The 22865-nt window shown below is 72.1% G+C and carries 24 protein-coding genes; 20 read left to right on the top strand and 4 right to left on the bottom strand.

Translation table 11 applies throughout. The features are described from left to right. Positions 1-76: 76 nt before the first annotated feature. The 9 genes from M6I34_RS01805 (at position 77) to M6I34_RS01845 (ending at position 8787) form a co-directional block, all read left to right on the top strand. Positions 77-1939, top strand: a complete 1863-nt coding sequence (locus M6I34_RS01805) for an acyl-CoA dehydrogenase (protein ID WP_272484008.1) — start codon at positions 77-79, stop codon at positions 1937-1939. A gap of 28 nt (positions 1940-1967) precedes the next feature. Further along, the gene (locus M6I34_RS01810; protein ID WP_272484009.1) at positions 1968-2450 is read left to right on the top strand and encodes a PaaI family thioesterase; all 483 of its coding nucleotides are present in this window, start codon (positions 1968-1970) and stop codon (positions 2448-2450) included. After that, the gene (locus M6I34_RS01815) at positions 2447-3445 is read left to right on the top strand and encodes an NADP-dependent oxidoreductase (RefSeq protein WP_272484010.1); all 999 of its coding nucleotides are present in this window, start codon (positions 2447-2449) and stop codon (positions 3443-3445) included. The genes M6I34_RS01810 and M6I34_RS01815 overlap by 4 nt, the downstream gene beginning before the upstream one ends. A gap of 100 nt (positions 3446-3545) precedes the next feature. Beyond that, on the top strand, positions 3546-4628 hold the full coding sequence (locus tag M6I34_RS01820) for a fatty acid desaturase family protein (protein ID WP_272484011.1): 1083 nt from the start codon (positions 3546-3548) through the stop codon (positions 4626-4628). A gap of 82 nt (positions 4629-4710) precedes the next feature. Further along, positions 4711-5481: a class II aldolase/adducin family protein gene (locus M6I34_RS01825; RefSeq protein ID WP_272484012.1), complete on the top strand. Its 771-nt coding sequence runs from the start codon at positions 4711-4713 to the stop codon at positions 5479-5481. A gap of 10 nt (positions 5482-5491) precedes the next feature. Then, on the top strand, positions 5492-6364 hold the full coding sequence (locus M6I34_RS01830; protein ID WP_272484013.1) for an SDR family oxidoreductase: 873 nt from the start codon (positions 5492-5494) through the stop codon (positions 6362-6364). Further along, positions 6361-7305 carry an alpha/beta fold hydrolase gene (locus M6I34_RS01835; protein WP_272484014.1) on the top strand — a complete coding sequence of 315 codons (945 nt, stop codon included), beginning with the start codon at positions 6361-6363 and terminating at the stop codon, positions 7303-7305. The genes M6I34_RS01830 and M6I34_RS01835 overlap by 4 nt, the downstream gene beginning before the upstream one ends. Then, the gene (locus M6I34_RS01840; protein WP_272484015.1) at positions 7295-8257 is read left to right on the top strand and encodes an alpha/beta hydrolase; all 963 of its coding nucleotides are present in this window, start codon (positions 7295-7297) and stop codon (positions 8255-8257) included. Before M6I34_RS01835 ends, M6I34_RS01840 begins: the two co-directional genes overlap by 11 nt. Further along, on the top strand, positions 8254-8787 hold the full coding sequence (locus M6I34_RS01845) for a GNAT family N-acetyltransferase (RefSeq protein ID WP_272484016.1): 534 nt from the start codon (positions 8254-8256) through the stop codon (positions 8785-8787). The genes M6I34_RS01840 and M6I34_RS01845 overlap by 4 nt, the downstream gene beginning before the upstream one ends. A gap of 16 nt (positions 8788-8803) precedes the next feature. Here the strand turns inward: M6I34_RS01845 and M6I34_RS01850 are convergent, their stop codons facing one another. From M6I34_RS01850 to ygfZ, 3 genes are read right to left on the bottom strand one after another with little or no spacing between them, the layout of a single operon-like run. Continuing rightward, complete coding sequence (locus M6I34_RS01850; protein WP_272484017.1) at positions 8804-9598, bottom strand: NRDE family protein; 795 nt, start codon at positions 9596-9598, stop codon at positions 8804-8806. 4 nt (positions 9599-9602) lie between these two features. Then, a complete protein-coding gene (locus M6I34_RS01855; protein WP_272484018.1) occupies positions 9603-9938 on the bottom strand; it encodes a hypothetical protein in 336 nt (111 codons plus the stop codon). After that, a complete protein-coding gene (gene ygfZ / locus M6I34_RS01860) occupies positions 9935-11101 on the bottom strand; it encodes a CAF17-like 4Fe-4S cluster assembly/insertion protein YgfZ (RefSeq protein ID WP_272484019.1) in 1167 nt (388 codons plus the stop codon). Before ygfZ ends, M6I34_RS01855 begins: the two co-directional genes overlap by 4 nt. A 58-nt stretch (positions 11102-11159) precedes the next feature. Here ygfZ and mltG point away from each other — a divergent pair, with 58 nt between their 5' ends. From mltG to M6I34_RS01910, 10 genes are all read left to right on the top strand, one after another. Next, the gene (gene mltG / locus M6I34_RS01865) at positions 11160-12158 is read left to right on the top strand and encodes an endolytic transglycosylase MltG (RefSeq protein ID WP_272484020.1); all 999 of its coding nucleotides are present in this window, start codon (positions 11160-11162) and stop codon (positions 12156-12158) included. 37 nt (positions 12159-12195) lie between these two features. After that, the gene (tmk, locus tag M6I34_RS01870) at positions 12196-12807 is read left to right on the top strand and encodes a dTMP kinase (protein ID WP_272484021.1); all 612 of its coding nucleotides are present in this window, start codon (positions 12196-12198) and stop codon (positions 12805-12807) included. Beyond that, a complete protein-coding gene (gene holB, locus M6I34_RS01875; protein WP_272484022.1) occupies positions 12808-13875 on the top strand; it encodes a DNA polymerase III subunit delta' in 1068 nt (355 codons plus the stop codon). It begins immediately after the preceding gene. A gap of 5 nt (positions 13876-13880) precedes the next feature. Next, complete coding sequence (locus M6I34_RS01880) at positions 13881-14258, top strand: PilZ domain-containing protein (protein ID WP_272484023.1); 378 nt, start codon at positions 13881-13883, stop codon at positions 14256-14258. Beyond that, complete coding sequence (locus M6I34_RS01885) at positions 14258-15049, top strand: TatD family hydrolase (RefSeq protein WP_272484024.1); 792 nt, start codon at positions 14258-14260, stop codon at positions 15047-15049. Before M6I34_RS01880 ends, M6I34_RS01885 begins: the two co-directional genes overlap by 1 nt. A 79-nt stretch (positions 15050-15128) precedes the next feature. Further along, positions 15129-16262: an ankyrin repeat domain-containing protein gene (locus M6I34_RS01890; protein WP_272484025.1), complete on the top strand. Its 1134-nt coding sequence runs from the start codon at positions 15129-15131 to the stop codon at positions 16260-16262. After that, positions 16262-18004, top strand: coding sequence for an FAD-dependent oxidoreductase (locus tag M6I34_RS01895; RefSeq protein WP_272484026.1), 1743 nt, complete (start codon positions 16262-16264; stop codon positions 18002-18004). Before M6I34_RS01890 ends, M6I34_RS01895 begins: the two co-directional genes overlap by 1 nt. A 39-nt stretch (positions 18005-18043) precedes the next feature. Beyond that, positions 18044-19342 (top strand): efflux RND transporter periplasmic adaptor subunit, encoded by a 1299-nt coding sequence (locus M6I34_RS01900; RefSeq protein ID WP_272484027.1) that lies wholly within the window; start codon positions 18044-18046, stop codon positions 19340-19342. Continuing rightward, a complete protein-coding gene (locus M6I34_RS01905) occupies positions 19342-20154 on the top strand; it encodes an ABC transporter ATP-binding protein (protein WP_272484028.1) in 813 nt (270 codons plus the stop codon). The genes M6I34_RS01900 and M6I34_RS01905 overlap by 1 nt, the downstream gene beginning before the upstream one ends. A gap of 21 nt (positions 20155-20175) precedes the next feature. Beyond that, entirely contained in the window at positions 20176-21408 is a 1233-nt protein-coding gene (locus M6I34_RS01910) for an ABC transporter permease (protein ID WP_272484029.1), read from the top strand. 12 nt (positions 21409-21420) lie between these two features. Here M6I34_RS01910 and M6I34_RS01915 read toward each other — a convergent pair whose 3' ends face one another. Further along, positions 21421-22233 carry a ZIP family metal transporter gene (locus M6I34_RS01915; protein WP_272484030.1) on the bottom strand — a complete coding sequence of 271 codons (813 nt, stop codon included), beginning with the start codon at positions 22231-22233 and terminating at the stop codon, positions 21421-21423. Between the two features lie 157 nt (positions 22234-22390). On the opposite strand from M6I34_RS01915, the gene M6I34_RS01920 reads away from it, so the two are divergent. Next, positions 22391-22801 carry a DoxX family protein gene (locus M6I34_RS01920; protein ID WP_272484031.1) on the top strand — a complete coding sequence of 137 codons (411 nt, stop codon included), beginning with the start codon at positions 22391-22393 and terminating at the stop codon, positions 22799-22801. The last annotated feature ends 64 nt before the right edge of the window (positions 22802-22865 follow it).

Genomic DNA, 22865 nt, shown 5'->3' on the forward strand with positions numbered 1-22865 from the left:
CGGCCCCGTCCGCCGCGGGGCCGCGATCCGGCCCCGTTTTCGTTTTCAGCCGCCACCCAACCCCGGGCAAGTCACGATGGCCAAGGCCAGCATTCCCGTTCCGTCGAAGATCCTGTCGCGCCGCGACCTCGATTTCCTGCTCTACGAGTGGCTGGGCGCGGAGTCGCTGGCGCAGCGCGAGCGCTACGGCGACCACTCGCGCGAGACCTTCGACGCGGCGCTGGACACCTGCCAGAAGATCGCGACCGAGCATTTCTACCCGATCAACCGGCTGCTCGACCTGAACGAGCCGACCTTCGACGGCGAGCGGGTCCACACGCCGGCCGAGCTGAAGGCGGCGCTGAAGGTCTTCTGCGATGCCGGCCTGATGGCCGCCGGACAGGACTACGAACTGGGCGGCATGCAGCTGCCCTGCCTGGTCGAGAAGGCCTGCTTCGCCTGGTTCAAGGGCGCCAGCGTGGCGGCCTCCGGCTACCCGTTCCTGACGATCGGCAACGCGAACCTGCTGCTCGCGCACGGCACGCCCGAGCAGGTGGAGCGCTGGGTGCGGCCGATGATGGAAGGGCGCTTCTTCGGCACGATGTGCCTGTCCGAGCCGCAGGCGGGCTCGTCGCTTTCGGACATCCGCACCCGCGCCGAACCGCAGCCGGACGGCAGCTACCGCCTCTTCGGCAACAAGATGTGGATCTCGGGGGGCGAGCAGGACCTGTCCGAGAACATCGTGCACCTGGTGCTGGCGAAGATCCCGGGCCCGGACGGCAGGCCGGTGCCCGGCGTCAAGGGCATCTCGCTGTTCCTGGTGCCCAAGCTGCTGCTGAACGACGACGGCTCGCTCGGCGAACGCAACGACGTCGTGCTGGCCGGCCTGAACCACAAGATGGGCTATCGCGGCACGACCAACACGCTGCTCAACTTCGGCGAAGGCAGGTTCCGCCCCGGCGGCGAGGCCGGCGCGATCGGCTGGCTGGTCGGCGAGCCCGGCAAGGGGCTGGCCTGCATGTTCCACATGATGAACGAGGCCCGCATCGGGGTGGGACTGGGCGCGACGATGCTCGGCTACACCGGCTACCTGCACGCGCTCGAGTACGCGCGCAACCGGCCGCAGGGCAGGCCGCCGCAGGGCAAGGACCCTTCGGCGCCGCAGGTGCCGATCGTCGAGCATGCCGACGTCCGCCGGATGCTGCTCGCCCAGAAGGCGTGGGTCGAGGGGGCGCTGGCGCTGAACCTGTTCTGCGCGCGCCTGATCGACGACGAGCGCACGCACCCCGACGAGGCCGAGCGCGGCCGCGCCCACGCGTTGCTCGAGCTGCTCACGCCGGTCTGCAAGAGCTGGCCCTCGCAGTGGTGCCTCGAGGCCAACAGCCTGGCGATCCAGGTGCACGGCGGCTACGGCTACACCCGCGACTACAACGTCGAGCAGCACTATCGCGACAACCGGCTCAACCCGATCCACGAAGGCACGCACGGCATCCAGGGCCTGGACCTGCTCGGCCGCAAGGTGAGGCTGAACGACGGCGCGCTGCTGGCGGCCTTCGCGCGGCGGGTGCACGAGACGGTGGCGCGCGCCGCGCAGGCCGGCGACGAATGGCTGGCCGCAGGCCACGCCGTCGCCGAGACCGGCGAGCGGATCGCCGCGACCGTGTCGCGGCTCTACGGCGCCGGCGACCTCGACGTCACGCTCGCCAACGCCAGCGTGTTCCTCGAGGCCTTCGGCCACTGGGTCGTCGCGTGGACCTGGCTGGAGCAGGCGCTGGTCGCGCAGGCCGCGCTGGCCGCCGCCGGCGACGCCGCGCACGCGGCCGACCGCGACTTCTACCTCGGCAAGCTGCAGGCGGCCCGCTGGTTCATGCGCTGGGAGTTGCCGCGCGTGCGCCCGATGCTCGACCTGCTCGACTCCCTGGACACCACCACGCTCGCGATGCGCGACGAGTGGTTCTGACCGGGCACGAAACGCAACTCACGACATCATGTCCTCCAGCACGAAAGAGACCGAAGACCGGACCGGCGCCGATGCGCCGGGCGCCGGCGTGGCCGCGTCCGCCGAGTACCGCCCGCTGTCGCGGATTCCCTTCCTGGCCCACCTCGGGGCGCTCTGGCGCGACCTCGGCCCCGGGCGGTCCGAGCTGGTGCTCGACCAGCAGCCGCATCACTCCAACTCGCTCGACATGGCCCACGGCGGCGTGGTGATGACGCTGCTCGACGTGGCGATGGCGCGCGCCGGCAGCACGCTGGCCGACGCTTCGCGCGGCGAGCGCAGCACCCTGATCACGATCGAGATGAAGACGAGCTTCATGGCCCCTGCGATCGGCCGGATCCGCGCCGAAGGCAGGGTGCTGAAGCGGACCGCGTCGATGGCCTTCTGCGAGGCCGACCTTTTCGACTGCCACGGGCACCTGTCGGCCCGCGCGACCGGCACCTTCAAGTACCTGAAAGAGAGGAAGACCACATGACCGAGACCAACAAGCAGTTCCTGCTGGCGAGCAGGCCGCAGGGCCAGGTGAAGCCCGACAACTTCAGGCTGGTCGAGACGCCGGTTCCGGAGATCGGCGAGGGCGAGGTGCTGGTGCGCAACCACTACCTGTCGCTCGATCCCTACATGCGCGGGCGCATGGACGACGCGAAGTCCTACGCGGCGCCGCAGAAGCTCGACGAGGTGATGCAGGGCGGCACGGTCGGCAAGGTCGTCGCGAGCCGCAACCCGGCCTTCGCGGTCGGCGACGAGGTGCTCGGCATGCTCGGCTGGCAGCTGTACGGCAAGGCGCCCGGCAACGCGCTGCTCAAGCTGGACACCGGCAAGGTGCCGATGCAGGCCTTCCTCGGCTGCGTCGGCATGCCGGGCATCACCGGCTGGTACGGCCTGAACCGGATCATCGAGCCGAAGGCCGGCGAGACGATCGTGGTGTCGGCGGCCAGCGGCGCGGTCGGCTCGGTGGTGGGCCAGCTCGCGAAGCTGCAGGGCTGCCGGGTCGTCGGCGTGGCCGGCGGGCCGGACAAGTGCCGGGCGGTCACCGAGGAGTTCGGCTTCGACGCCTGCGTGGACTACAAGGCCGGCAACCTGCGGGCCGACCTGAAGGCGGCCACGCCCGACGGCATCGACGGATACTTCGAGAACGTGGGCGGTGAGGTGCTCGACGCGGTGCTGCGCCGGATGAACGCCTTCGGCCGGATCGCGGTCTGCGGGCTGATCGCAGGCTACGACGGCAATCCGATGCCGGTCAGCGAGTTCCGCTCGATCCTGATCAACCGGCTGAAGGTCCAGGGCTTCATCGTTTCCGAGCACATGGAGCTGTGGCCCCAGGCGCGCCGGGAGCTCGCGCAACTGGTCGGCGACGGCACGCTGAAGTATCGTGAGACGATCGCGCAGGGGTTGGAGTCGGCGCCCGAGGCCTTCATCGGTCTGCTGAAGGGGCGCAACTTCGGCAAGCAGCTGGTCAAGCTGGTCTGACGGCGCGCGAGCGGCCCCGGTACCGGACCGCTCGCAGAGGATCCTTCACGCGTTCGGGCAGCGGCGGCTGCGGCCGGCGATGTCCACGGGAGGCGAGGTCATGGAAGCGACGACGGAGCGGACCCGCGGCGAGGAGTTCCGCGAGGACCTGCGGGGCGCGACCGGCGCGGCCGTCCAGGGCCGCGCGACGCGGCGCCTGCTGAGCGCCGACGAGCTCGCGCCTTTCCTCGAGCTCGACGACCGGCGCTCGGCGCTCGCGGTGCTGCAGACCTTCGCGATCGCGGGCGGCGCGGTCGCGATCGCGCTGGCCGCCTGGGGCAACTGGTGGGTGGTCGCGGCCTGCGTGGCGGTGATCGCCACGCAGCAGCACGCGCTGTTCGTGCTGGCCCACGATGCCGCGCACTATCGGCTGTTCTCGTCGCGCCGCGTCAACGATGCTGTGGGGCGGCTGTGCGGCGTGCTGGGCGGCGTGTCGATGTGCACCTACCGCGTCACGCACCGCCTGCACCACAACCACCTTTACGGGCGCCAGGATCCGGACATCGCGCTGAACGGCGGCTATCCGCGCGGGCGCGCCTACCTGCTGAAGAAGCTCGCGGTGGACCTGACCGGCTGGACCGCGCCGAAGACCTTCGCGTACTTCTTCGGGGCGCCGTCGATCAACTCGGACACCAACGAGGCGCAGCGCCCGCTGAACGACACGTCGCCGGCGCTGCGGCAGGCGGCGCGTTCCGATCGCTGGCTGGTGGCGGGCTTCCACGTCGGCGCGCCGATCGCCTGCGCGGCGCTCGGCGGCTGGCCCGCGTTCTCGCGCTGGTTCGTGCTGTGGATGCTGCCGCTGCTCACGCTGCTGCAGCCCATCCTGCGCATGCGCGCGGTGGCCGAGCACGGCGCGCCGGCCGGATACGATTCGCCCTTGCGCGCCGCGCGCACCAACCTGCCCGGGCGCGGCCCGATGGGCTGGCTGGTGCGCGCCGTGTTCTTCCCGCATCACGTCAACTACCACGTGGAGCACCATCTCTATCCGGCCGTGCCGCACTACCGGCTGCCCGCGCTGCACCGCCTGCTGCGCGAGCGCGGCCTGCTCGACGAGGCCGAGGTGCGCCCGTTCGGCCAGACCCTGCGGCGGGTGTTCTCGCCGAGGGGTTCGATTCCGGAGGCGCTGCGCCCGGAGCGCGCCTGAGCCGGCGAGGCCGGCAGCGCGATGCGGGCAACGCCGGCCTCGCATTTCCCAGCATGCCAGACCAGACAACGAGGAGATTTCGATGAACGCCCCCCAGAAGACGATCCGCGAGCAGGTCAGCGCCGAGGAGTGGCAGCTGCGCGTTGACCTGGCCGCCTGCTACCGCGCGGTGGCGCTCTACGGCTGGGACGACCTGGTCTTCACCCACATCTCGGCCCGGATTCCCGGCCCAGAGCACCACTTCCTGATCAATCCCTACGGGATGATGTTCGAGGAGATCACCGCGTCCTCGCTGGTGAAGGTGGACATGGAGTGCCGGCCGCTGATCGACACGCCCTATCCGGTGAACCCGGCCGGCTTCGTGATCCACAGCGCGATCCACGCCGCGCGCGAGGACGTCGTCTGCGTGCTGCACACCCACACGCCGGCGGGCGTGGCGGTGGCCGCGCAGAAACAGGGCCTGCTGCCGATCTCGCAGCAGGCGAGCATCGCGCTGATGTCGCTGTCGTATCACGACTACGAGGGCATCGCGGTGCGCGACGACGAGAAGGCGCGGCTGCAGGCCGACCTCGGCGGCAGCATGAACTTCATCCTGCGCAACCACGGCCTGCTGACGGTCGGCTCCACGGTAGCCGACGCCTTCCTCGCGATGTTCAATCTCGAGCGTGCCTGCCAGATCCAGGTGATGGCCCAGTCGGGCGGTGCCGGGCTGGTGAACGTTACCCCCGAGGTGATGGGCGCGGTCGGCCAGGCCCTGACCGTGCAGCGCGTGGGTCAGGCGACGCCGGGCGGGCTGGCCTGGCCGGCGCTGCTGCGCAAGCTGGACCGGGTCAACCCCGGCTACGACGCCTGAGGAGCGCGCGATGAAGGATTTCGCAGGCAAGGTCGCGGTGATCACCGGCGCGGGCAGCGGCTTCGGTCGCGAGTTCGCCCGGATCGGCGCCTCGCTCGGCATGAAGCTGGTGCTGGCCGACATCCAGCCCGACGCGCTGGCAGCCACCGCGGACGAGCTGCGCGCGCGCGGCGTGGAGCTGATCGCCGAGCGGGTCGACGTCAGCAAGGCCGAGGACGTCGAGCGGCTGGCGCTGCGCACGAAGGAGGCCTTCGGCAAGGTCCACCTGCTGTTCAACAACGCCGGCGTGGCCGCCGGGGGCCTGGTCTGGGAGAACTCGGCGCGCGACTGGGAGTGGGTGCTCGGCGTGAACCTGTGGGGCGTGATCCACGGGGTGCGGTGCTTCGTGCCGATGATGCTGGAGCAGGGCGACGAGTGCCACGTGGTCAACACCGCGTCGGTGGCGGGCCTGCTGTCGACGCAGCTGATGGGCGTGTACAACGTCAGCAAGCACGGGGTGGTCACGCTCACCGAGACCCTGTACCACGACCTGCGGCTGAAGGGCGCGAACATCGGCGTGACGCTGCTGTGCCCGGCCTACGTGCCGACCAACATCAACCGCTCCGAGCGCAACCGGCCGGGCGGCGCCGAGGCCGAGGGCGAGCCCACCGAGTCGATGAAGGCCGCGCAGGCGGCGATGGACAAGGCGGTCACCTCGGGCCGGGTCAGCGCCGAGGACGTCGCGAAGATGACCTTCGACGCGATCCGCGAGAACCGCTTCTACGTGGTCACGCATCCGAAGATCCTGTCCTCGGTCGAGCTGAGGCTGCAGGACATCGTCGCGCAGCGCAACCCGAGCGACCCGTTCACGTTCAAGAAGGACGTGGCGGTGAAGAAGCTATGAGCGCGCCGGTGCCGTCGGGCGGGGCCTTTCCGGTCGTCGCGGGCCGCTTCGCCGAGGTGCAGCCCGGCGTCAGGCTGCACTACGCAAGTTGCGGCGACGCGTCGAAGCCGCTGATGCTGATGCTGCACGGATTTCCCGAGTTCTGGGGAGCGTGGCGGCACGTGATGCCGGCCTTCGCCGACGCCTTCCACGTGGTCGCGCCCGACCTGCGCGGCTACAACCTGTCGGACAAGCCGGCGGAGGTGGCCGACTACCGGCCCGGCAAGCTGATCGCCGACGTGGCCGGCCTGGTGCGCGCGCTCGGGCACGAACGCTGCGTGCTGGTGGCGCACGACTGGGGCGGCGCGATCGCATGGTCGGTCGCGATCGCGCACCCGGAGATCGTCGAGCGACTGGTGATCCTGAACGCGCCGCACCCGGTGCCGTTCGCGAAGGCGCTGGCCTCCGATCCTGCGCAGATCCAGGCCTCCCAGTACATGAACTGGCTGCGCCGGCCCGGCAGCGAGGCGCTGCTCGCCGAAGACGGCTTCAGGCGCCTGGAGGGCTTCTTCCTGAAGCTGGGCGGCCAGGCCTGGTTCGACGAGACGACTCGCGAGGCCTATCACGCGGCGTGGTCGCAACCCGGCGCGCTGACAGGCGGGGTCAACTGGTATCGCGCGTCGCCGCTGCATCCGGCCACCGAGTCCGAGCAGGGCGCGGCCAGGCTCGTGCTCGACCCGCAGGCCTTCGTCGTGCGAATGCCGACGCTGGTGGTCTGGGGCGACGGGGACACCGCGCTGCTGCCGGTGCTGCTCGAAGGGCTCGACGCGCTGGTGCCGGAGCTCAGGATCGTTCGCCTGCCCGAGGCCACCCACTGGCTGGTGCACGAGCAGCCGGCGCGCGTCGTGTCCGAGATCCGCGCTTTCCTGGGCCTGGGGCCCGGAGCGAACGATGCCGCTTGACCCGCAGGTCGAGAAGATCCTGCTCTGGGCCAAGCGCGCGAACGCACCGGCCTTCCACGAGATCGGCGCCGACGCGGCGCGGGCCCACTACGAGAAGATCGCCGGCACGCTGGACATCGTCGCGCCCGAGCTGCACGAGGTCGTCGACTTTCCGATGCCGCTGGCCGGCCGCACGCTGCGCGTGCGGCAGTACGCGCCCTGGCCGCACCACTGGGCCGAGCCGCGGCCGGCGCTCGTCTACTTCCACGGCGGCGGCTTCACGATCGGTTCGGTCGACACCCACGACCGGGTCTGTCGCGTGCTGGCGCGAGGCGGCGACTGCCTGGTCTTCTCGGTCGACTACCGGCTCGCGCCGCAGCACAAGTTCCCGGCCGCGGCCGACGACGCCTTCGACGCGCTGGCCTGGATCCGCGACGAGGCGGCCTCGCTGGGCGTGGACCCGGCCCGGATCGCGGTGGGCGGCGACAGCGCCGGCGGCACGCTGGCGGCGGCCTGCGCGATCCACGCCCGCGACCGAGGCTGGCCGCTCGCGCTGCAGCTGCTGATCTATCCGGGGCTGTCGCACGACCAGCAGACCGGGTCGCACCGCCGTTGCGCCAGCGGCTACCTGCTCGACGCCGAGACGGTCCAGTGGTTCTTCGCGCAGTACCTGCGCGGCCCGGAGGACCGCCTCGATTGGCGCTTCGCGCCGCTGATGGCGAAGGACCTCGCCGGTGTCGCGCCGGCCTGGATCGCGGCGGCCGAGTTCGACCCGCTGCACGACGAGGACCTCGCCTACGCCGAGCGGCTGCGCGAGGCCGGGGTGCCGGTCGAGCTGGTCGACTATCCGGGCATGATCCACTCGTTCTTCCAGCACGCCGGCTTCGTGCCTGCGGCCCGCCGCGCCCACGACGACGCCTGCGCTGCGCTGCGACGGGCCTTCGGCGGCTTCGACGACGACATCCTCGAATGAGCGGGGCGCCGGACCGGGCCGCGGCCGGGCGGCGCGCCGGGGCCGGCGAGTCGGCTTCGCTTGCCGCGGCGACGATCCGCTGCGGCGACTGGGCGAGCCTGCGCGACGCGGCGGCGGCGGTGCGCACCGCGGTCTTCATCGTCGAGCAGCGCATTCCGCCCGAGCTCGAATGGGACGAGGACGACCCGGTCTCGGTGCACTGCGTGGCCTTCGTCGACGGCGAGCCGGCGGCCACCGGGCGCCTGCTGCCGGACGGCCGGATCGGCCGGATGGCGGTGCTGTCGGCGAGGCGGGCGCAGGGGCTGGGCGGCGAGATCCTCGAGCGGCTGGTCGCGGTGGCGGCCGAGCGCGGGCACGCCCAGGTGCGCCTGAGCGCGCAGTGCCATGCCGAGGGCTTCTACCGGTGCCACGGCTTCGAGCCCGACGGCGCGGTCTTCGACGACGCGGGCATCCCGCACCTGCCGATGCGGCGAGCCCTGGCGCAGGCCGAGGGGCCGGGCGATCCGAAAGGGGGCGGCTCGAGCGGATGACCTCCGCTCGCGATCCTCAGCGCTCGTCCAGCGCGAAGGCGGCGCGCGATTCGCGCACCGGAGCGTCGCCGTCGGCCGACCAGGTCCGCTCGACGAACTCGACCCGCCCGTCGTGGCCGACCAGCACCAGCGTGGACGCCCGGGTGCCGTAGCCGTCGCCGCGTATCAGCGCCGGCGCGAGCAGCCGCTCGCGCGCCAGGCCGACGCCGGTGTCGGGCAGCTCGGCGTCGTCGGGGATGGCGCGGTCGGCCAGCGCCTCGAACAGCGGTCGCTCGGTCGCCGCGTCGTCGAGCGACGCGGCGACCCGTTCCCTGAGCCGGCGGACCTTGGGCCAGTCGGTGTCCAGCAGGTGATTGGAGACCGCGTGCACGCCGGGTTCGATCGCGGCCGGTACGTGCGATGCCCGATTGGACACGTAGCGCGCTCGCGGCGCCCGAGAGTCCTGCCGGCCGCCGAGATCGAACAGCAGCAGGTTGAAGCCCGACCACTGGCCGGCTTGCGCCGCCACGGCGCTCGCCCAGTCGTCGATGTCCTCGCTCGCGCCGACGAAGCCGGCGACCAGCTCGCCGCGCGAGCGCGGGCCCGGCGCGGCCCCGGGCTCGCGGAAGTTCGTGACCACGGCGAGTCGCCCGCGTCGGTCGAGCGCGAGCCAGCTGCCGCCGGCCTCGAGGTCGCGCCCGCCGAACACGCCGGGCGAGTCCGGCCACCAGGCGGCCGGCGCCGCGGGGCGGGCATGGAATTCGTCGCGGTTGCCGGCCAGCACCAGCCGCCAGCGCGGGTGGGCGAGCCAGGCGAAACCGATCAGGCACATCGCTTCAGCGCTCCCCGCCCAGCCATGCGAAGGACTCGACGTGCGCCTCGCCCTGCATCAGCGAGGGCAGGCCGGCGCTGCCGATCGCCTTGTGCAGGCGGTAGAGCAGGGCGTCGTAGCGCTCGGCCGGCACCGGCCCTGCGTCGAGCATCCAGGTCCGGTAGGGACGGTCTTCGTCGTGCCGGTGGCCGATGCGCGCGGCAGCGTCCGGGGAGATCGCGTCGACGACCCGGGCGAGGGCGCCGCGGACCGCCTCGTCGCTGGCGGGGTCGGCGCGGAACCAGAGCATCGCCGACACGCGCGTGGCATCGCCCGCCGACGTGACCGCGCCCTCGTTCATTGGGCGGCGGCCGGCGCGTCGGCTTCGAGCGGCAGCGGATAGGGCATCGGCAGGGGCTCCAGCGCGCGGCCGTCGGCGGCGCGCAGCCGTCCCTGCCGGGCCTCGTCGATCAGCGCTTCGTGCAGCACGACAAGGCCCGCCCCGTCGGGCGCCGGGGCGCTGGCCACCACCATGCCGGCCGGCTCGGCTGCGCCCTCGACCAGCAGGTCGGCGCCCGGCGCGGGCGCGGAGCCCGGCTCGCCGGCCAGCCTGGAGACGAAACTGCGCCGCTTCGGCTTGCCGCGATAGTGCATCCGGGCGACAACCTCCTGGCCCGGGTAGCAGCCCTTTCGGAAACTGACGCCGCCGATCAGCTCCCAGTTGACCGACTGGGGCACGAAGCTCTCGCTGGTGGCCGGCACGATCCGCGGCTCGCCGGCGAGGATTTCGCCGGCGCGCCACCAGGAAGACGAGGCCGGGGCGAGCCGCGCGGCCAGCCGGCGCCAGGTCTCGCCCAGCGTGTTCGAAGCCACGACCAGCCACCAGCGGGGGCCGATGCCCCCGACCGCCGGAAAACCGATCGCGAGCGGCCCGCCATCGCCGGCGCTCGCGCAGCGCATCGGCGCCGGCGGCTCCACGCCGAGCTCGCGCAGCGCGTCGGCCGCCGGCTCCCCGGTCAGCCCGAGGATCGCGAACGCATTCGACGCATCCTCGACCTTCGCCTTGGCCCGCAGCACGAACATCGACAGCCGCTTGCGCAACGGCTCGGCGAGCGGCCGCGACACCGCGAAGCGAAGGGCCTCGCCGTCGCGCCAGAGCGGGCCCGCTGCCAGCAGCCGGCCCTTCGGCGTGCAGTAGCCGTTCCAGCGGACCTCGTCGGCAGCCTGCGCCGCGACGTCGTTGGTGGTCTGGCCCTGCAGGAAGCTCACCGCGTCGGCCCCCGAGACCGACACCAGCCCCCAGTCGGCCAGCAGCGCGACGCGGCCGACCCCGGCGAGGGCAGTGGCCGGCGCGTCGCCGGCGGCGGTGGACGGGTCGCCGGCGGCGACAGGCGAGTCGCCGGCCGGTTGCGTCGGAAACTCGGCCTGCGGGCCGTGCGGATCGTCGCGAAAGCTCGCGCCGCACTGCGCGATCGCGTCGCGCACCGCGGATTCGTCGTAGGAAGGGGTCAGGATGCTGGTCATCGGTGGTGGCCCTGCTGTCAGGATTTATTATAGGGAGCTGTCGTAGTCCTCCCCGCCGATGCCCAGACTCAAGACCCTGTTGATCCTCGCCGTGTCGGCGGTCGCCGCGCTGCTCGCGGCCGGCTGGTACGCCTTCGAGCGGCACACGGTGCCGATGCCCGAGGGCGCGGTGCGGGTGCTGGTGCCCAAGGGCGCGAACGTGCGCTCGGCGGCCGCGGCGCTGCGCGAGCGCGGCATCGAGGTGTCGCCGACGCTGATGCTGCTGCGCTACCGACTGCGCGGGCTCGACGGGCAGCTGAAGGCCGGCACTTACGAGTTCGCTTCCCCGCAGACGATCGACTCGCTGCTCGACAAGATGGTCTCGGGCGACACGGTCGTCGAGACGATCCGCTTCATCGAGGGCTGGACCTTCCGGCAGATGCGCGCGGCGATCGACGCGCATCCGGAGCTGCAGCGAGACACCGCGGGCCTTTCCGACGCGGAGGTCCTGAAGCGCATCGGCGCGGAGGAAAGTCACCCGGAGGGCCTGTTCATGCCGGAAACCTACCGGTTCTCGCCCGGCGTGAGCGACCTGGAGATCTACCGCCAGGCCTACCGGCTGATGAAGCGAAAGCTGTCGGAGGCCTGGGAACGACGGCAGCCCGACCTGCCGATCGACAGCCCCTATGCGGCGCTGGTGCTCGCCTCGATCGTCGAGAAGGAGACCGGCAAGCCCGAGGAGCGTCCGAAGATCGCGGCGGTCTTCGTCAACCGGCTGCGGATCGGCATGATGCTGCAGAGCGACCCGACCACGATCTACGGTCTCGGGGATCGATTCGACGGCAACCTGCGCAAGCGTGACCTGCAGGCCGACACGCCGTACAACACCTACACCCGCGGCGGCCTGCCGCCCACGCCGATCGCGCTGCCCGGCCTGGCCTCGATCGAGGCGGTGCTCGCGCCGGCCGACATCAAGGCGCTGTACTTCGTCTCGCGGGGCGACGGGACCAGCGAGTTCTCGAACAACCTCGCCGATCACAACCGGGCGGTGGCCCGCTACCAACTGGGGCGCAAGTGAGAGCCGGGGCGCAGGCGCAGGCAAGGCGCGGGAAGGCATGAGCGGTCGCTTCGTCACCTTCGAGGGCATCGACGGCGCCGGCAAGAGCACGCACGTCGACTGGTACGTCGAGCGGCTGAAGGCCCGGGGGATCGACGCGATCCGCAGCCGCGAGCCCGGCGGCACGCCGCTCGCCGAGCGCTTGCGCGAGTTGCTGCTGACCCAGCCGATGTCGATGGACACCGAGCTGATGCTGATGTTCGCGGCGCGCCGCGATCACCTCGAACGGCTGATCCGGCCGGCGCTCGCGGCCGGGAAATGGGTGGTCTGCGACCGCTTCACCGACTCCACCTGGGCCTACCAGGGCGGCGGGCGGCGCGGGCCGGCCGAGCGGATCGCGTGGCTCGAGGCCTGGGTCCACGGCGACCTGCAACCCGACCGGACCTACCTGTTCGACCTGCCGGCCGGCATGGCCGCGCAGCGAAGGGCGGCCGCGCGCGACGCCGACCGCTTCGAGCGCGAGGACGAGGCCTTCTTCGAGCGGGTTCGCGAGGCCTATCGGGGGCGCGCCGGGCAGGCGCCCGAGCGCTTCCGGCTGATCGACGGCCGCCTGCCGATCGAGGATATTCGAAAAATACTCGAAGAAGACATCGCAAGTATCGGAAATTGAATGATTTATCCGTGGCATGAAGAAATCTTTCTTCGGCTGGTCGGAAGCGGCGGCCGGCGTCATCACGCCCTGCTGCTGAGCGGGCCGGCCGGCACCGGAAAGGCCGAGCTCGCGATGGAACTGGCCCGTGCGCGGCTGTGCGAAAGCCCGGCGGCGAGCGGAGCCGCGTGCGGGCGCTGCGATGCCTGCGGCTGGTTCGATGCCGGCAACCACCCCGACTTCAGGCTGCTGGCGCCCGCCGGCGACGAGCGGTCAGCCGCGGACGGCGAGGAGCCGGCGCCCGGCGCCGCGGAAAAGGGCGGCAAGGGCCGCGGCGGCAAGGCCTCGCGCGAGATCAAGGTCGAGCAGGTGCGCGCGCTCGATGGTTTCCTCGACGTCGGCGCGCACCGGGGCGGGCAGAGGGTGATCGTCGTCGATCCGGCCGACGCGATGAACGCGGTGGCCGCCAACGCACTGCTCAAGCGCCTGGAAGAGCCTCCGCCCGAGACCGGCTTCATCCTGGTGGCGAGCCGTCCGGCGGCCTTGCTGGCGACGATCCGCTCGCGCTGCCGAAAGGTTTCGCTGCCGCTGCCGCCGGCCGCGAAGGCGCTCGCGTGGCTGGTCGCCGAGACCGGCGGCTCGACCGAGCAGGCCGGGCTGTGGCTCGCGGCGGCCGGCGGCGCACCGCTCCAGGCGCGCCGCCTGGCGATGGACGGCGACGCCGCGGTGTACAGGCGGGTCGTCGATGCCTTCGCCGGCCTGCCCGAGACTGGTATCGTAGCGACGGCCGATGCGTTGAACGGCGTAGAGCCGCCCGACTGGGCCGGCGCCGCGCAGACCTGGGCGGCCGATCTCGCCAGGGTGCGCGCCGGGGCTCTGCCGCGGCGGCACGTCGACCGGGTCGAGCGCCTGCGCCGCGTGGCGGCCGGCACGACGCTGGAGCGCCTGGCCGGGCTCGAGGCCAGGCTCCGGGCGCTGCCGCGCGAGGCCTCGCACCCGCTGAACGCGCGCCTGCTTCTCGAGGACGTGCTGCTCGATTACCTTCGCGCGCTGGCAGTGCCGCAGCGCGGCCGACCGAGGACTGGCTGATCACGATGAGCAACGAACCGTCACCGAACACCGCGATCGGCGGAGGCGCCCGGCCCGGCGTCATCCAGCTGTCGATCAAGGAGAAGGCGGCGCTGTACGCCGCGTACATGCCCTTCATCGACGGGGGCGGACTGTTCGTGCCCACCACCCGTCCTGCCAGCCTCGGCGACGAGATCTACCTGATCCTGCAGCTGATCGACGACCCGAACCGGATGCCGGTCACCGGCAAGGTCGTCTGGATCACCCCGGCCGGCACGCCGGGGCGCCAGCAGGGGCTGGGCATCCAGTTCTCGAAGGACGAGGCCGGCGCCCAGGTCCGCGACCGGATCGAGACGCTGCTCGGCGGCGCGATGAAGGCCAATCGTCCGACCCATAGCCTCTGATGTTCGTAGATTCCCACTGCCACCTGGACTTCCCCGGGCTGGCCGAGCGCCTCGACGACGTCCTCGAGAACATGGCCGCCAACGACGTCGGCCGCGCCTTGTGCATCAGCGTCACGCTGCCCGACTTCCCGCGGGTGCTGGCGCTGGCCGAGCGCGATGCGCGGCTGCACGCGTCGGTCGGCGTGCATCCGGACTCCGAAGACACCGAGGAGCCCGATGCCGAGACGCTGGTCCGGCTCGCCGATCACCCGAAGATCGTCGCGATCGGGGAAACCGGGCTCGACTACTACCGCGAGCCGCGCGACGATCCCGATGCCTGCCGCAGGTTGCGCGAGCGGCAGCAGCAGCGCTTTCGCGCCCACATCCGCGCGGCCCGGCAGACCGGCAAGCCGCTGGTCGTGCACACCCGCTCGGCCTCGGCCGACACGATCCGCCTGCTGCGGGAAGAGGGCGCCGATGCCTGCGGTGGCGTGCTGCACTGCTTCACCGAGGACTGGGAGACCGCCAGGGCCGGACTGGACCTCGGCTTCTACGTTTCCTTCTCCGGCATCGTGACCTTCCGCAACGCCGAGCCGCTGCGCGAGGTGGCGGCCCGGGTGCCGATCGAGCGCATGCTGATCGAGACCGATTCGCCCTATCTGGCGCCGGTGCCGTTTCGCGGCAAGACGAACGAGCCGGCCTTCGTCCGCTATGTGGCCGAGCGGATCGCCGAGCTCAAGGGCTTGCCCCTCGCGCAGGTTGCCGAGAGAACGACGGAAAATTATTTTCGTCTTTTCAAGATCTTGAACTAGATTTCTGATGTCGATTCTTGGACTTGTCGATCGGCGTTCCGGCTGCCCTCCGACGCGGCCCGGCGGCGCTGCCGCAGCGGTGCGGCGGCGCTCGATCGCGTCCGCGCTCGTCTTCGCGCTGGTCGCCGCCTGCGCGGCCTGCCTGCTGCCCGGGGTCGGCACCGCCTGGGCGCAGTCCTCCGGCCCGGCCGCCTCCCAGGGTTTCTGGGAAGCGATCCGGCTCGACGACGTGAAGGCGATGGAGACCGAGATGCTGCGTGGCTCGAGCGCGAACGCGGTCCACCCGGAATTCGGGCCGGCGATCGTCGTTGCCGCGCGCGAGCGCTCCCCCAGGGCGCTCGCCTACCTCGCGCGACTGGCCGGCACCCGGATCGACGCGACCAACCGGGGCGACGAGACCGCGCTGATGCTGGTCGCGCTGCAGGGGGACCTGACGAGCGCGCGTCTGCTGGTGCAACGCGGCGCCGAGGTCAACCGGCCCGGCTGGACGCCGCTGCACTATGCCGCGTCCGGGGGGCATCTAGAGATGATCCGCTTCCTGCTCGACGAGAACGCCTACATCGATGCGCAGTCTCCGAACCGCACGACGCCGCTCATGATGGCCGCTCGCCAGAAGCACACGAACGCGGTCCGCCTGCTGGTCGAGGCCGGCGCCGACCCCACCCAGCGCAACGAGGCGGGACTGGGCGCGATCGAGTACATGGAGCGGCATGGCGAGACCGAACAGGTACGCTGGCTCAAGGAGCGGGCGGCCGAGTTCGAGCGCCGCTACGGCACGATCGAACGGCCTCGGACGGCGCCTGCGCAAGCGGAGGGCGTGCCGCCGGCCGCTCAGCCGAAGCCGCAGGCCGCGCCGGCGGCGCCAGCCACGACAGCCCCGGCGCCTCGCGCGGCTCCGCCGGCTTCGGCACCTCGCGCGGCGCCGCCGGCCCCGGCGGGCGGCGCCGCAGCCGGGGTCGCGGTCCGCCCGGTGTCGCCGCCTGCCGCGGAAGCGCTGCCGCCCCCGAGCGAGCTGGCCGTGCCGGTCCCGCCGATCGAACCGGCGGCTCCGGCTCCTGCCACGCCGTCTTCTCGCCGGGAGTCCCCGGCGCCGATCGAACCGTCGCGCGCGCTGCAGCCTGCGAAGGGTGCGACGCCCCTGCGGGCCGCGCCGCAGCAGGCGCCGATCCGGTCTTCGCAGCCCGTTCCCCCCCTGCCCGGCATGCGCGATTGATGGCCACGCCCTCCGAAGCGACCTTCGAGGTCGCGATCGCCGGCGGCGGTCCGGTCGGCCTGATGCTGGCGATCGAACTCGGCCGGCGCGGCGTGCGAACCCTGCTGCTCAACGATCGGCCCGACACTTCGCCGCACCCGCAGGCCAACGCCACGCAGGCGCGGACCATGGAGCACTACCGCCGGCTGGGTTTCGCCGACCGGATCCGCGCCACCGGCCTGCCGCCCGACTACCCGACCGACATCTGCTACTTCACCCGCTACGCGAAGCACGAGCTGGCGCGTTTCTCGCTGCCGTCCTCGCGCGACGCCCGGGCGATCGTCAGGCAGCTCGGCGGGTCCTGGAGCGCGGCCGAGTTGCCGCACCGGGGTTCGCAGATGTTCATCGAACGGGTGCTGCTCGACGAAGCGGGAAAGCTGCCTTCGGTGTCGCTTCGCTTCGGCTGGCGGTTGGCCGATTTCGAGCAGCGGGGCGACACCGTGGTCCTGGCGGCGGAACCGGTCGCCGGGGCGGCCATCGCCGGGTCGGCCGGGTCGGCTTCCGTCGCGACGGAAGCCCCTGGGCCGCAGCGCTTCGAGGCCGCCTGGCTGGTCGCCTGCGACGGCGCCCGAAGCGGAGTGCGCCGCGCGCTGGGCATCGGCTGGACCGGCGAGACCGGCGTGCAGCGTGATTTCATGGGCGGCAGGATGATGGCGATGTACTTCCGCTCGCCCGACCTGTACGCGCGGATCGCCCGCCCGCCGGCCTGGATGTACTGGACCTTCAACGCCGGTCGCCGCAGCTTCATGGCGGCGATCGACGGGGTCGACGCCTTCGTGTTCCACACCCAGCTTCGCGAGGGCGAGGATCCGGACCGGATCGACGACGAGATGCTGAAGGCGATGTTCTTCGAGACGCTCGGCGACCGCTGCCGGGTCGAGCTGCTGTCGCGCTCGTCCTGGCTCGCCGGACATGCGCTGGTCGCCGAACGCCTGCGCGATGGCCGCGTCTTCCTCGCCGGCGATGCCGCCCACCTGTTCACGCCGACCGGCGGCCTCGGCTACAACACCGGGGTCGAGGACGCGGTGAACCTCGGCTGGAAGCTCGCCGCGGTGATCCGCGACGGCGCGCCGCCTGCGCTTCTCGAAAGCTACGAGGCAGAGCGCAGGCCGGCCGCGATCCGCAACACCGGCTACGCCCGCGGCTTCGCCGACTCGATCGGCCTGTACCGGCCGGCCGAGGGGCTCGAGGACGAGGGCCCGCGCGGCGAGACGCTGCGCCGCGAGGCCGGCGAGCGGCTGCTCGCGCACGCCAGGGCCGAGTTCAACATCCCGGGCATCACCTTCGGCACCCGCTACGACGGCTCGCCGATCGTCGCGCCCGACGGCGAGGCGCCGCCGCCGGATCGCGCGGATGCCTACGTGCCGACCTCGATTCCTGGCGGGCGGGCGCCGCATGCGTGGCTGCCCGACGGCGCGTCGCTGTTCGACCGGTTCGGCTTCGGCTTCACGCTGCTCGAGGTCGCGCACGACGGGCGCGAACCGGTGCGCGACGCGCCCGGCGGGGAAGGGCTGGCGGTGCCAGCACTCCACGTTCCAGGCTTGAAGCACCTGCAGATCGACGGCGACGAGGCGCGGGCCGCCGGCCTGGAGGGCCTCTATCCGCGCCGCTACACGCTGATCCGCCCCGACCAGGTCGTCGCCTGGCGCGGCGACGATCTGCCCGGCGACGTGCGCCCCCTGATGTACGGCCCCGCCTGCTGAGCCCGGGTAAGCCGACTCGACGATTCGCGACCGCAGACGATGACCAAGACTGGAGTGGCAGGCCTGATCCTCGGCGCGGCGGTTCTCGCGGCCGGCGGCGCCTGGTGGTTCACGAAGAACGGGGGCGAGGTCGCCCCGCAGTACCGGACGGCGAGCGTCGAGCGAGGCCAGATCGTCGCGACGATCAGCGCGTCGGGAACGATCAACCCGGTGGGCAGCGTGTCGGTCGGCTCCCAGATCTCCGGCCAGCTGCGCGAGGTGCTGGTCGACTTCAACAGCGAGGTGCGCGCCGGCCAGGTGCTCGCGCGAATCGACCCGGAGACTTTCCGGCACCGGCTCGCCCAGGCCGAGGCCGATCTGCTCGCGACCCGGGCGCAGGTGGCCGTGCAGCAGGCCCAGATCGAGGCGCGCCGGGCCGAGCTCGCCCGCGTCGAGGTGAACCTCGACGAGTCGCGGCGCGACCTCGATCGCAAGCGCGACCTCGCGCAGCGCGGCTTCATCTCGACCGCCGAGGTCGACCGCGCGGCCGCGCTGGTGCGCGCCCAGCAGCAGGAGCTCGCCGCGGGCCGGGCGGCGATCGAGGTCGCGATCGCCCAGCGGCGCAACACCGAGGCGGTGGTGCGGCAGCGCGAGGCGGCGGTGGCGGCAGCCCGGGTGGATCTCGACCGCACCGTGATCCGCAGCCCGGTGGACGGCGTGGTGATCAAGCGCTCGGTCGACGCCGGGCAGACGGTGGCCGCCAGCCTGCAGGCGCCCGAGCTGTTCGTGATCGCCCGCAACCTGCGCGACATGCAGGTGGACACCAGCATCGACGAGACCGACATCGGCCGGATCGAGGTCGGCCAGAAGGCGAGCTTCACCGTCGACGCGCATCCCGGGCGCCGCTTCGAGGGCACGGTGTCCCAGCTGCGGATGGCCGCGACCAACGTGCAGAACGTGATCACCTACAACGTGATCGTCACCTTCTCGAACGCCGAGGGGCTGCTGCTGCCCGGCATGACCGCCAACGTGCGGGTCGTCGCCGAGCGGCGCGACGAGGTGCTGAAGGTTCCCAATGCGGCGCTGCGGCTGCGCATCCCCGGCCTCACCGATCGCGACACGGCTGAGGCGGGGCAGGGCGCCCGCAGCGGCGCTACGGGGCAAGGCGGGGCGCGCGGCCGCAGCGCGCGCCTGTGGCTGCTGGAAAACGGCGAGCCGCGGTCGATCGAGGTTCGGACCGGCCTCGGCGACGGCTCCAGCACCGAGGTGCATTCCCCCGAGCTCGCCGAGGGTGCGCAGGTGATCGTCGGCCTGCAGCCGGCGACCGGCCGCGGCCGGCCCGCGCTGCGGATGTTCTGATGCCGGCTGCGCTGATCGCGGTCCGCGACCTGGTCAAGACCTACCGGATCGGGGCGGGCGAGGTCAGGGCGCTCGACGGCGTGTCGCTCGAGATCGCGCGCGGCGAATGCGTGGCGGTCATGGGGCCGTCGGGTTCGGGCAAGTCGACCTTCATGAACGTGCTGGGCTGCCTCGACACGCCGGACTCGGGAAGCTACCGGCTCGACGGGCAGCAGGTCACGGGCCTGTCCGACGACGCGCTCGCCGCGATCCGCAACCGCAGCATCGGCTTCGTGTTCCAGCAGTTCAACCTGCTGGCGCGCACCCGGGCGATCGACAACGTCGCGCTGCCGATGCTCTACGCCGGCGTCGGACGCGCCGAGCGCGAGCGCCGCGCCCGCGCCCGGCTCGAGCAGGTCGGGCTCGGCGACCGGCTCGAGCACACCGCCGCCCAGCTGTCGGGCGGCCAGCAGCAGCGAGTGGCGATCGCCCGGGCGCTGGTCAACGACCCGCTGCTCCTGCTGGCCGACGAGCCCACCGGCGCGCTCGACACCCGGACCTCGCTCGAGGTGATGGCGCTGCTTCAGACCCTGAACCGGGCCGGACAGACGGTGGTGTTCGTCACGCACGAGGCCGAGGTCGCGCGCTTCGCGTCGCGGATCGTGCGTTTTCGCGACGGCCGCATCGAGAGCGACGAGCGCGCGGCGCCGGCCGATGCGGTGTCGCTCGCCGCCGCGCCCCGCCATGCGACCGGCGTCGAGCCGCGGACACCCGATGTCGAGCAGGGACCGGGCGGATCCAGCGTCGCGGCATCGGGCCGCGAGGCGAGCTGATCGGCTCGCCGGAGCTTAGCGATGGGATTCCTCGGAACGCTGGCGATCGCGCTGAAGGCGCTGGCCACGAACAAGCTGCGCTCGGCGCTCACCATGCTGGGCATCGTGATCGGCGTGGCCGCGGTGATCGCGATGATCGCGATCGGCCGCGGGGCGCAGCAGAGCGTCGCCGAGCAGCTTAGCGGGCTGGGCTCCAACGTGATCGTGGTCTGGCCGTCGTCGGCCAGCAGCGGCGGGATCCGGCTCGGCGCGAGCACCGCGCCCACGCTGTCGGAGGACGACGCGGCCGCGATCGCCCGCGAGGTGGCAGGCGTGCAGGTGGCGGCGCCGCTGGTCAGGGCGAACCAGCAGATCATCGTCGGCAACACCAACTGGCAGTCCAGCGTCCACGGCATCACCAACGATTACCTGGAGGCGCGCGACTGGTACCTGGCCGCGGGCAGGGCCTTCGAGCCCGGCGAGCTGAGCGGCTCGGGCAAGGTGGCGATCATCGGCAGCACGGTGGCCCGCGAGCTGTTCGGCGACGCGGACCCGATCGATCGCCAGATGCGGATCGGCCGGGTGCCGGTGACCGTGATCGGCGTGCTTGCGCCGAAGGGCCAGAGCGCCTGGGGCAACGACCAGGACGACGTCGTGATGGTGCCGATCTCGACGATGCGCAACCGGGTGCAGGGCCAGCCGACCGGGCGGCTCAAGCGGGTCGGCTCGATCAGCATCAAGGCGGCCAGCGCCGAGGCGCTGCCCGGCGTCATGGAGGGCACGCGGGCGCTGCTGCGCCAGCGCCACCGCCTGCAGCCGGGGCAGGACGACGACTTCTCGATGCGCAACCTGACCGAGATCGCCGAGACCCGCGAGGCGGCGAGCCGCACGCTGTCCTGGCTGCTCGCGGCGGTGGCCGGCGTCAGCCTGCTGGTCGGCGGCATCGGCATCATGAACATCATGCTGGTCAGCGTGACCGAGCGCACCCGCGAGATCGGCCTGCGCCGGGCGGTCGGCGCGCGGGCGCGCGACATCCTGCTGCAGTTCCTGGTGGAGGCGACCACGCTGTCGGTCATCGGCGGGCTGCTCGGCACGCTGCTCGGGACGGCCGCGGCGATCGCGGTGGCCGAGTTCGTCGGCTGGCGCACGCTGCTGGGCGTGGACGCGATCGCGCTGGCCGTGGGCTTCGCCGCCGCGATCGGGATCTTCTTCGGCTTCTGGCCGGCCCGGAAGGCCTCGCGGCTGCAGCCGATCGAGGCGCTGCGGCACGAGTAGGGCGGCGCAGGCTCAGGCCAGCGCGACGTCGAGGAAGAACATCAGCCCGAAGCCGACGAACAGCGCCGCGGTGGCCGAATCGCCGAAGCCGGCCCGGTGGGTCTCGGGAATCACCTCGTCGCTGATCACGAACAGCATCGTGCCGCCGGCGAAGGCCAGCGCGAGCGGCAGCAGCGCCTGCGAGATCGACAGCAGGCCCGCGCCGGCCAGCGCGCCGGCGATCTCGACCAGGCCGGTCAGCGCCGCCACGCCGAGCGCCTGCAGGCGCGAATAGCCGAGGCCGGCGAGCGACATCGCCACCGCCAGTCCCTCGGGCAGGTTCTGCAGGCCGATGCCGAGCGTCACGCCCAGCCCGATTCGCTCGTCGCCGCTCGCGGCGCCCACGCCCATCGACAGGCCCTCGGGGAAGTTGTGCAGGGCGATCGCCATGACGAAGAGCCACACTCGCGCGAGCCGCGAGCGGCCCGGGCCCTCGTGGCCCTTCTCGAAGTGCTCGTGGGGCAGCATCCGGTGCAGGCCGAACATCGCGAGGCCGCCGGCCATCATCGCCGCCACGACGGCCCCGGCGCCGGACTTCGGGCCGCCGAACAGCGGTTCGGCCAGCTCCAGGCCCGGCAGCAACAGCGAGAAGACGGTCGCGGCGAGCATCACGCCGGCCGCGAAGGCGAGCATCGCGTTGGCGGCGCGCTCGGAGAGCCGGCCGACGAACAGGGCGGGCAGGGCGCCCGCGGTGGTGGCGAGGAAGCCGCCGACGGTGGCGGCCAGCGCCGCGGCGAGCAACGGCGACGAGGCGGAGATGGCGGCGAAACCGGCGAGCGGATCCATCCGGCGATTCTAGTCCCGGCGGCCTCCGCGCACGGATCGCGGCCGGCCGACCGACTTGTCATTGGGACCCGTCGAGTCGCATCCTCGGACTATCAGTACAGCGAAAACTGTCTATGATCTCGGGACATAACAAACATCACCAACGAGGAGCCGGAACATGGACGCAGTCAAGAATTTCGCCCCCCTGCTTGGTCGCTTCCTGATCGGGGCCTTCTTCATTCCCTATGGCTGGACCAAGCTCTTCGGCTACGCGGGCACGGTCGCCTTCGCGACCAAGGCCGGCCTGCCGATGCCCAGCCTGGGGGTCGCGGTGGCGATCGCCGTCGAGCTGCTGTGCGGGTTGGCCGTGCTGATCGGCTGGCAGACCCGGATCGCCGCGGCCATCCTCGCGGTGTTCACCGTCGTGGCTTCCCTGTACTTCCACGCCTACTGGAGCTTCCCGGTCGAGCAGCAGATGGTGCAGTCCTTGCTCTTCAAGAAGAACATGGCGATCGTCGGCGGCCTGCTGTTCCTGGTGGGCTGGGGCGCCGGCGCCTTCTCGGTCGACGGCAAGCGCAAGTCTGGCTGACGAACCGCGCGCCCGGCGGCGGCCGGCACCGCACCGGGCTTGCGCGCGGCCAAGGTCCGGCGCG

Origin of the sequence: Zeimonas sediminis (assembly GCF_023721795.1) — a bacterium.
Classification (GTDB): Bacteria; Pseudomonadota; Gammaproteobacteria; order Burkholderiales; family Burkholderiaceae_E; genus Zeimonas; species Zeimonas sediminis.

Excerpts from the sequence above, each read along its gene's own strand:
- M6I34_RS01895 (WP_272484026.1), top strand. The coding sequence starts at position 16,262 with ATGGCCACGCCCTCCGAAGCGACCTTCGAGGTCGCGATCGCCGGCGGC.
- M6I34_RS01830 (WP_272484013.1), top strand. The coding sequence starts at position 5,492 with ATGAAGGATTTCGCAGGCAAGGTCGCGGTGATCACCGGCGCGGGCAGC.
- M6I34_RS01810 (WP_272484009.1), top strand. The coding sequence starts at position 1,968 with ATGTCCTCCAGCACGAAAGAGACCGAAGACCGGACCGGCGCCGATGCG.
- M6I34_RS01820 (WP_272484011.1), top strand. The coding sequence starts at position 3,546 with ATGGAAGCGACGACGGAGCGGACCCGCGGCGAGGAGTTCCGCGAGGAC.
- M6I34_RS01910 (WP_272484029.1), top strand. The coding sequence starts at position 20,176 with ATGGGATTCCTCGGAACGCTGGCGATCGCGCTGAAGGCGCTGGCCACG.
- mltG (WP_272484020.1), top strand. The coding sequence starts at position 11,160 with ATGCCCAGACTCAAGACCCTGTTGATCCTCGCCGTGTCGGCGGTCGCC.
- M6I34_RS01880 (WP_272484023.1), top strand. The coding sequence starts at position 13,881 with ATGAGCAACGAACCGTCACCGAACACCGCGATCGGCGGAGGCGCCCGG.
- M6I34_RS01825 (WP_272484012.1), top strand. The coding sequence starts at position 4,711 with ATGAACGCCCCCCAGAAGACGATCCGCGAGCAGGTCAGCGCCGAGGAG.
- M6I34_RS01805 (WP_272484008.1), top strand. The coding sequence starts at position 77 with ATGGCCAAGGCCAGCATTCCCGTTCCGTCGAAGATCCTGTCGCGCCGC.
- M6I34_RS01845 (WP_272484016.1), top strand. The coding sequence starts at position 8,254 with ATGAGCGGGGCGCCGGACCGGGCCGCGGCCGGGCGGCGCGCCGGGGCC.
- M6I34_RS01915 (WP_272484030.1), bottom strand. The coding sequence starts at position 22,233 with ATGGATCCGCTCGCCGGTTTCGCCGCCATCTCCGCCTCGTCGCCGTTG.
- holB (WP_272484022.1), top strand. The coding sequence starts at position 12,808 with ATGATTTATCCGTGGCATGAAGAAATCTTTCTTCGGCTGGTCGGAAGC.
- ygfZ (WP_272484019.1), bottom strand. The coding sequence starts at position 11,101 with ATGACCAGCATCCTGACCCCTTCCTACGACGAATCCGCGGTGCGCGAC.
- M6I34_RS01905 (WP_272484028.1), top strand. The coding sequence starts at position 19,342 with ATGCCGGCTGCGCTGATCGCGGTCCGCGACCTGGTCAAGACCTACCGG.
- M6I34_RS01815 (WP_272484010.1), top strand. The coding sequence starts at position 2,447 with ATGACCGAGACCAACAAGCAGTTCCTGCTGGCGAGCAGGCCGCAGGGC.
- M6I34_RS01900 (WP_272484027.1), top strand. The coding sequence starts at position 18,044 with ATGACCAAGACTGGAGTGGCAGGCCTGATCCTCGGCGCGGCGGTTCTC.
- M6I34_RS01855 (WP_272484018.1), bottom strand. The coding sequence starts at position 9,938 with ATGAACGAGGGCGCGGTCACGTCGGCGGGCGATGCCACGCGCGTGTCG.
- M6I34_RS01920 (WP_272484031.1), top strand. The coding sequence starts at position 22,391 with ATGGACGCAGTCAAGAATTTCGCCCCCCTGCTTGGTCGCTTCCTGATC.
- M6I34_RS01835 (WP_272484014.1), top strand. The coding sequence starts at position 6,361 with ATGAGCGCGCCGGTGCCGTCGGGCGGGGCCTTTCCGGTCGTCGCGGGC.
- M6I34_RS01840 (WP_272484015.1), top strand. The coding sequence starts at position 7,295 with ATGCCGCTTGACCCGCAGGTCGAGAAGATCCTGCTCTGGGCCAAGCGC.
- tmk (WP_272484021.1), top strand. The coding sequence starts at position 12,196 with ATGAGCGGTCGCTTCGTCACCTTCGAGGGCATCGACGGCGCCGGCAAG.
- M6I34_RS01850 (WP_272484017.1), bottom strand. The coding sequence starts at position 9,598 with ATGTGCCTGATCGGTTTCGCCTGGCTCGCCCACCCGCGCTGGCGGCTG.
- M6I34_RS01885 (WP_272484024.1), top strand. The coding sequence starts at position 14,258 with ATGTTCGTAGATTCCCACTGCCACCTGGACTTCCCCGGGCTGGCCGAG.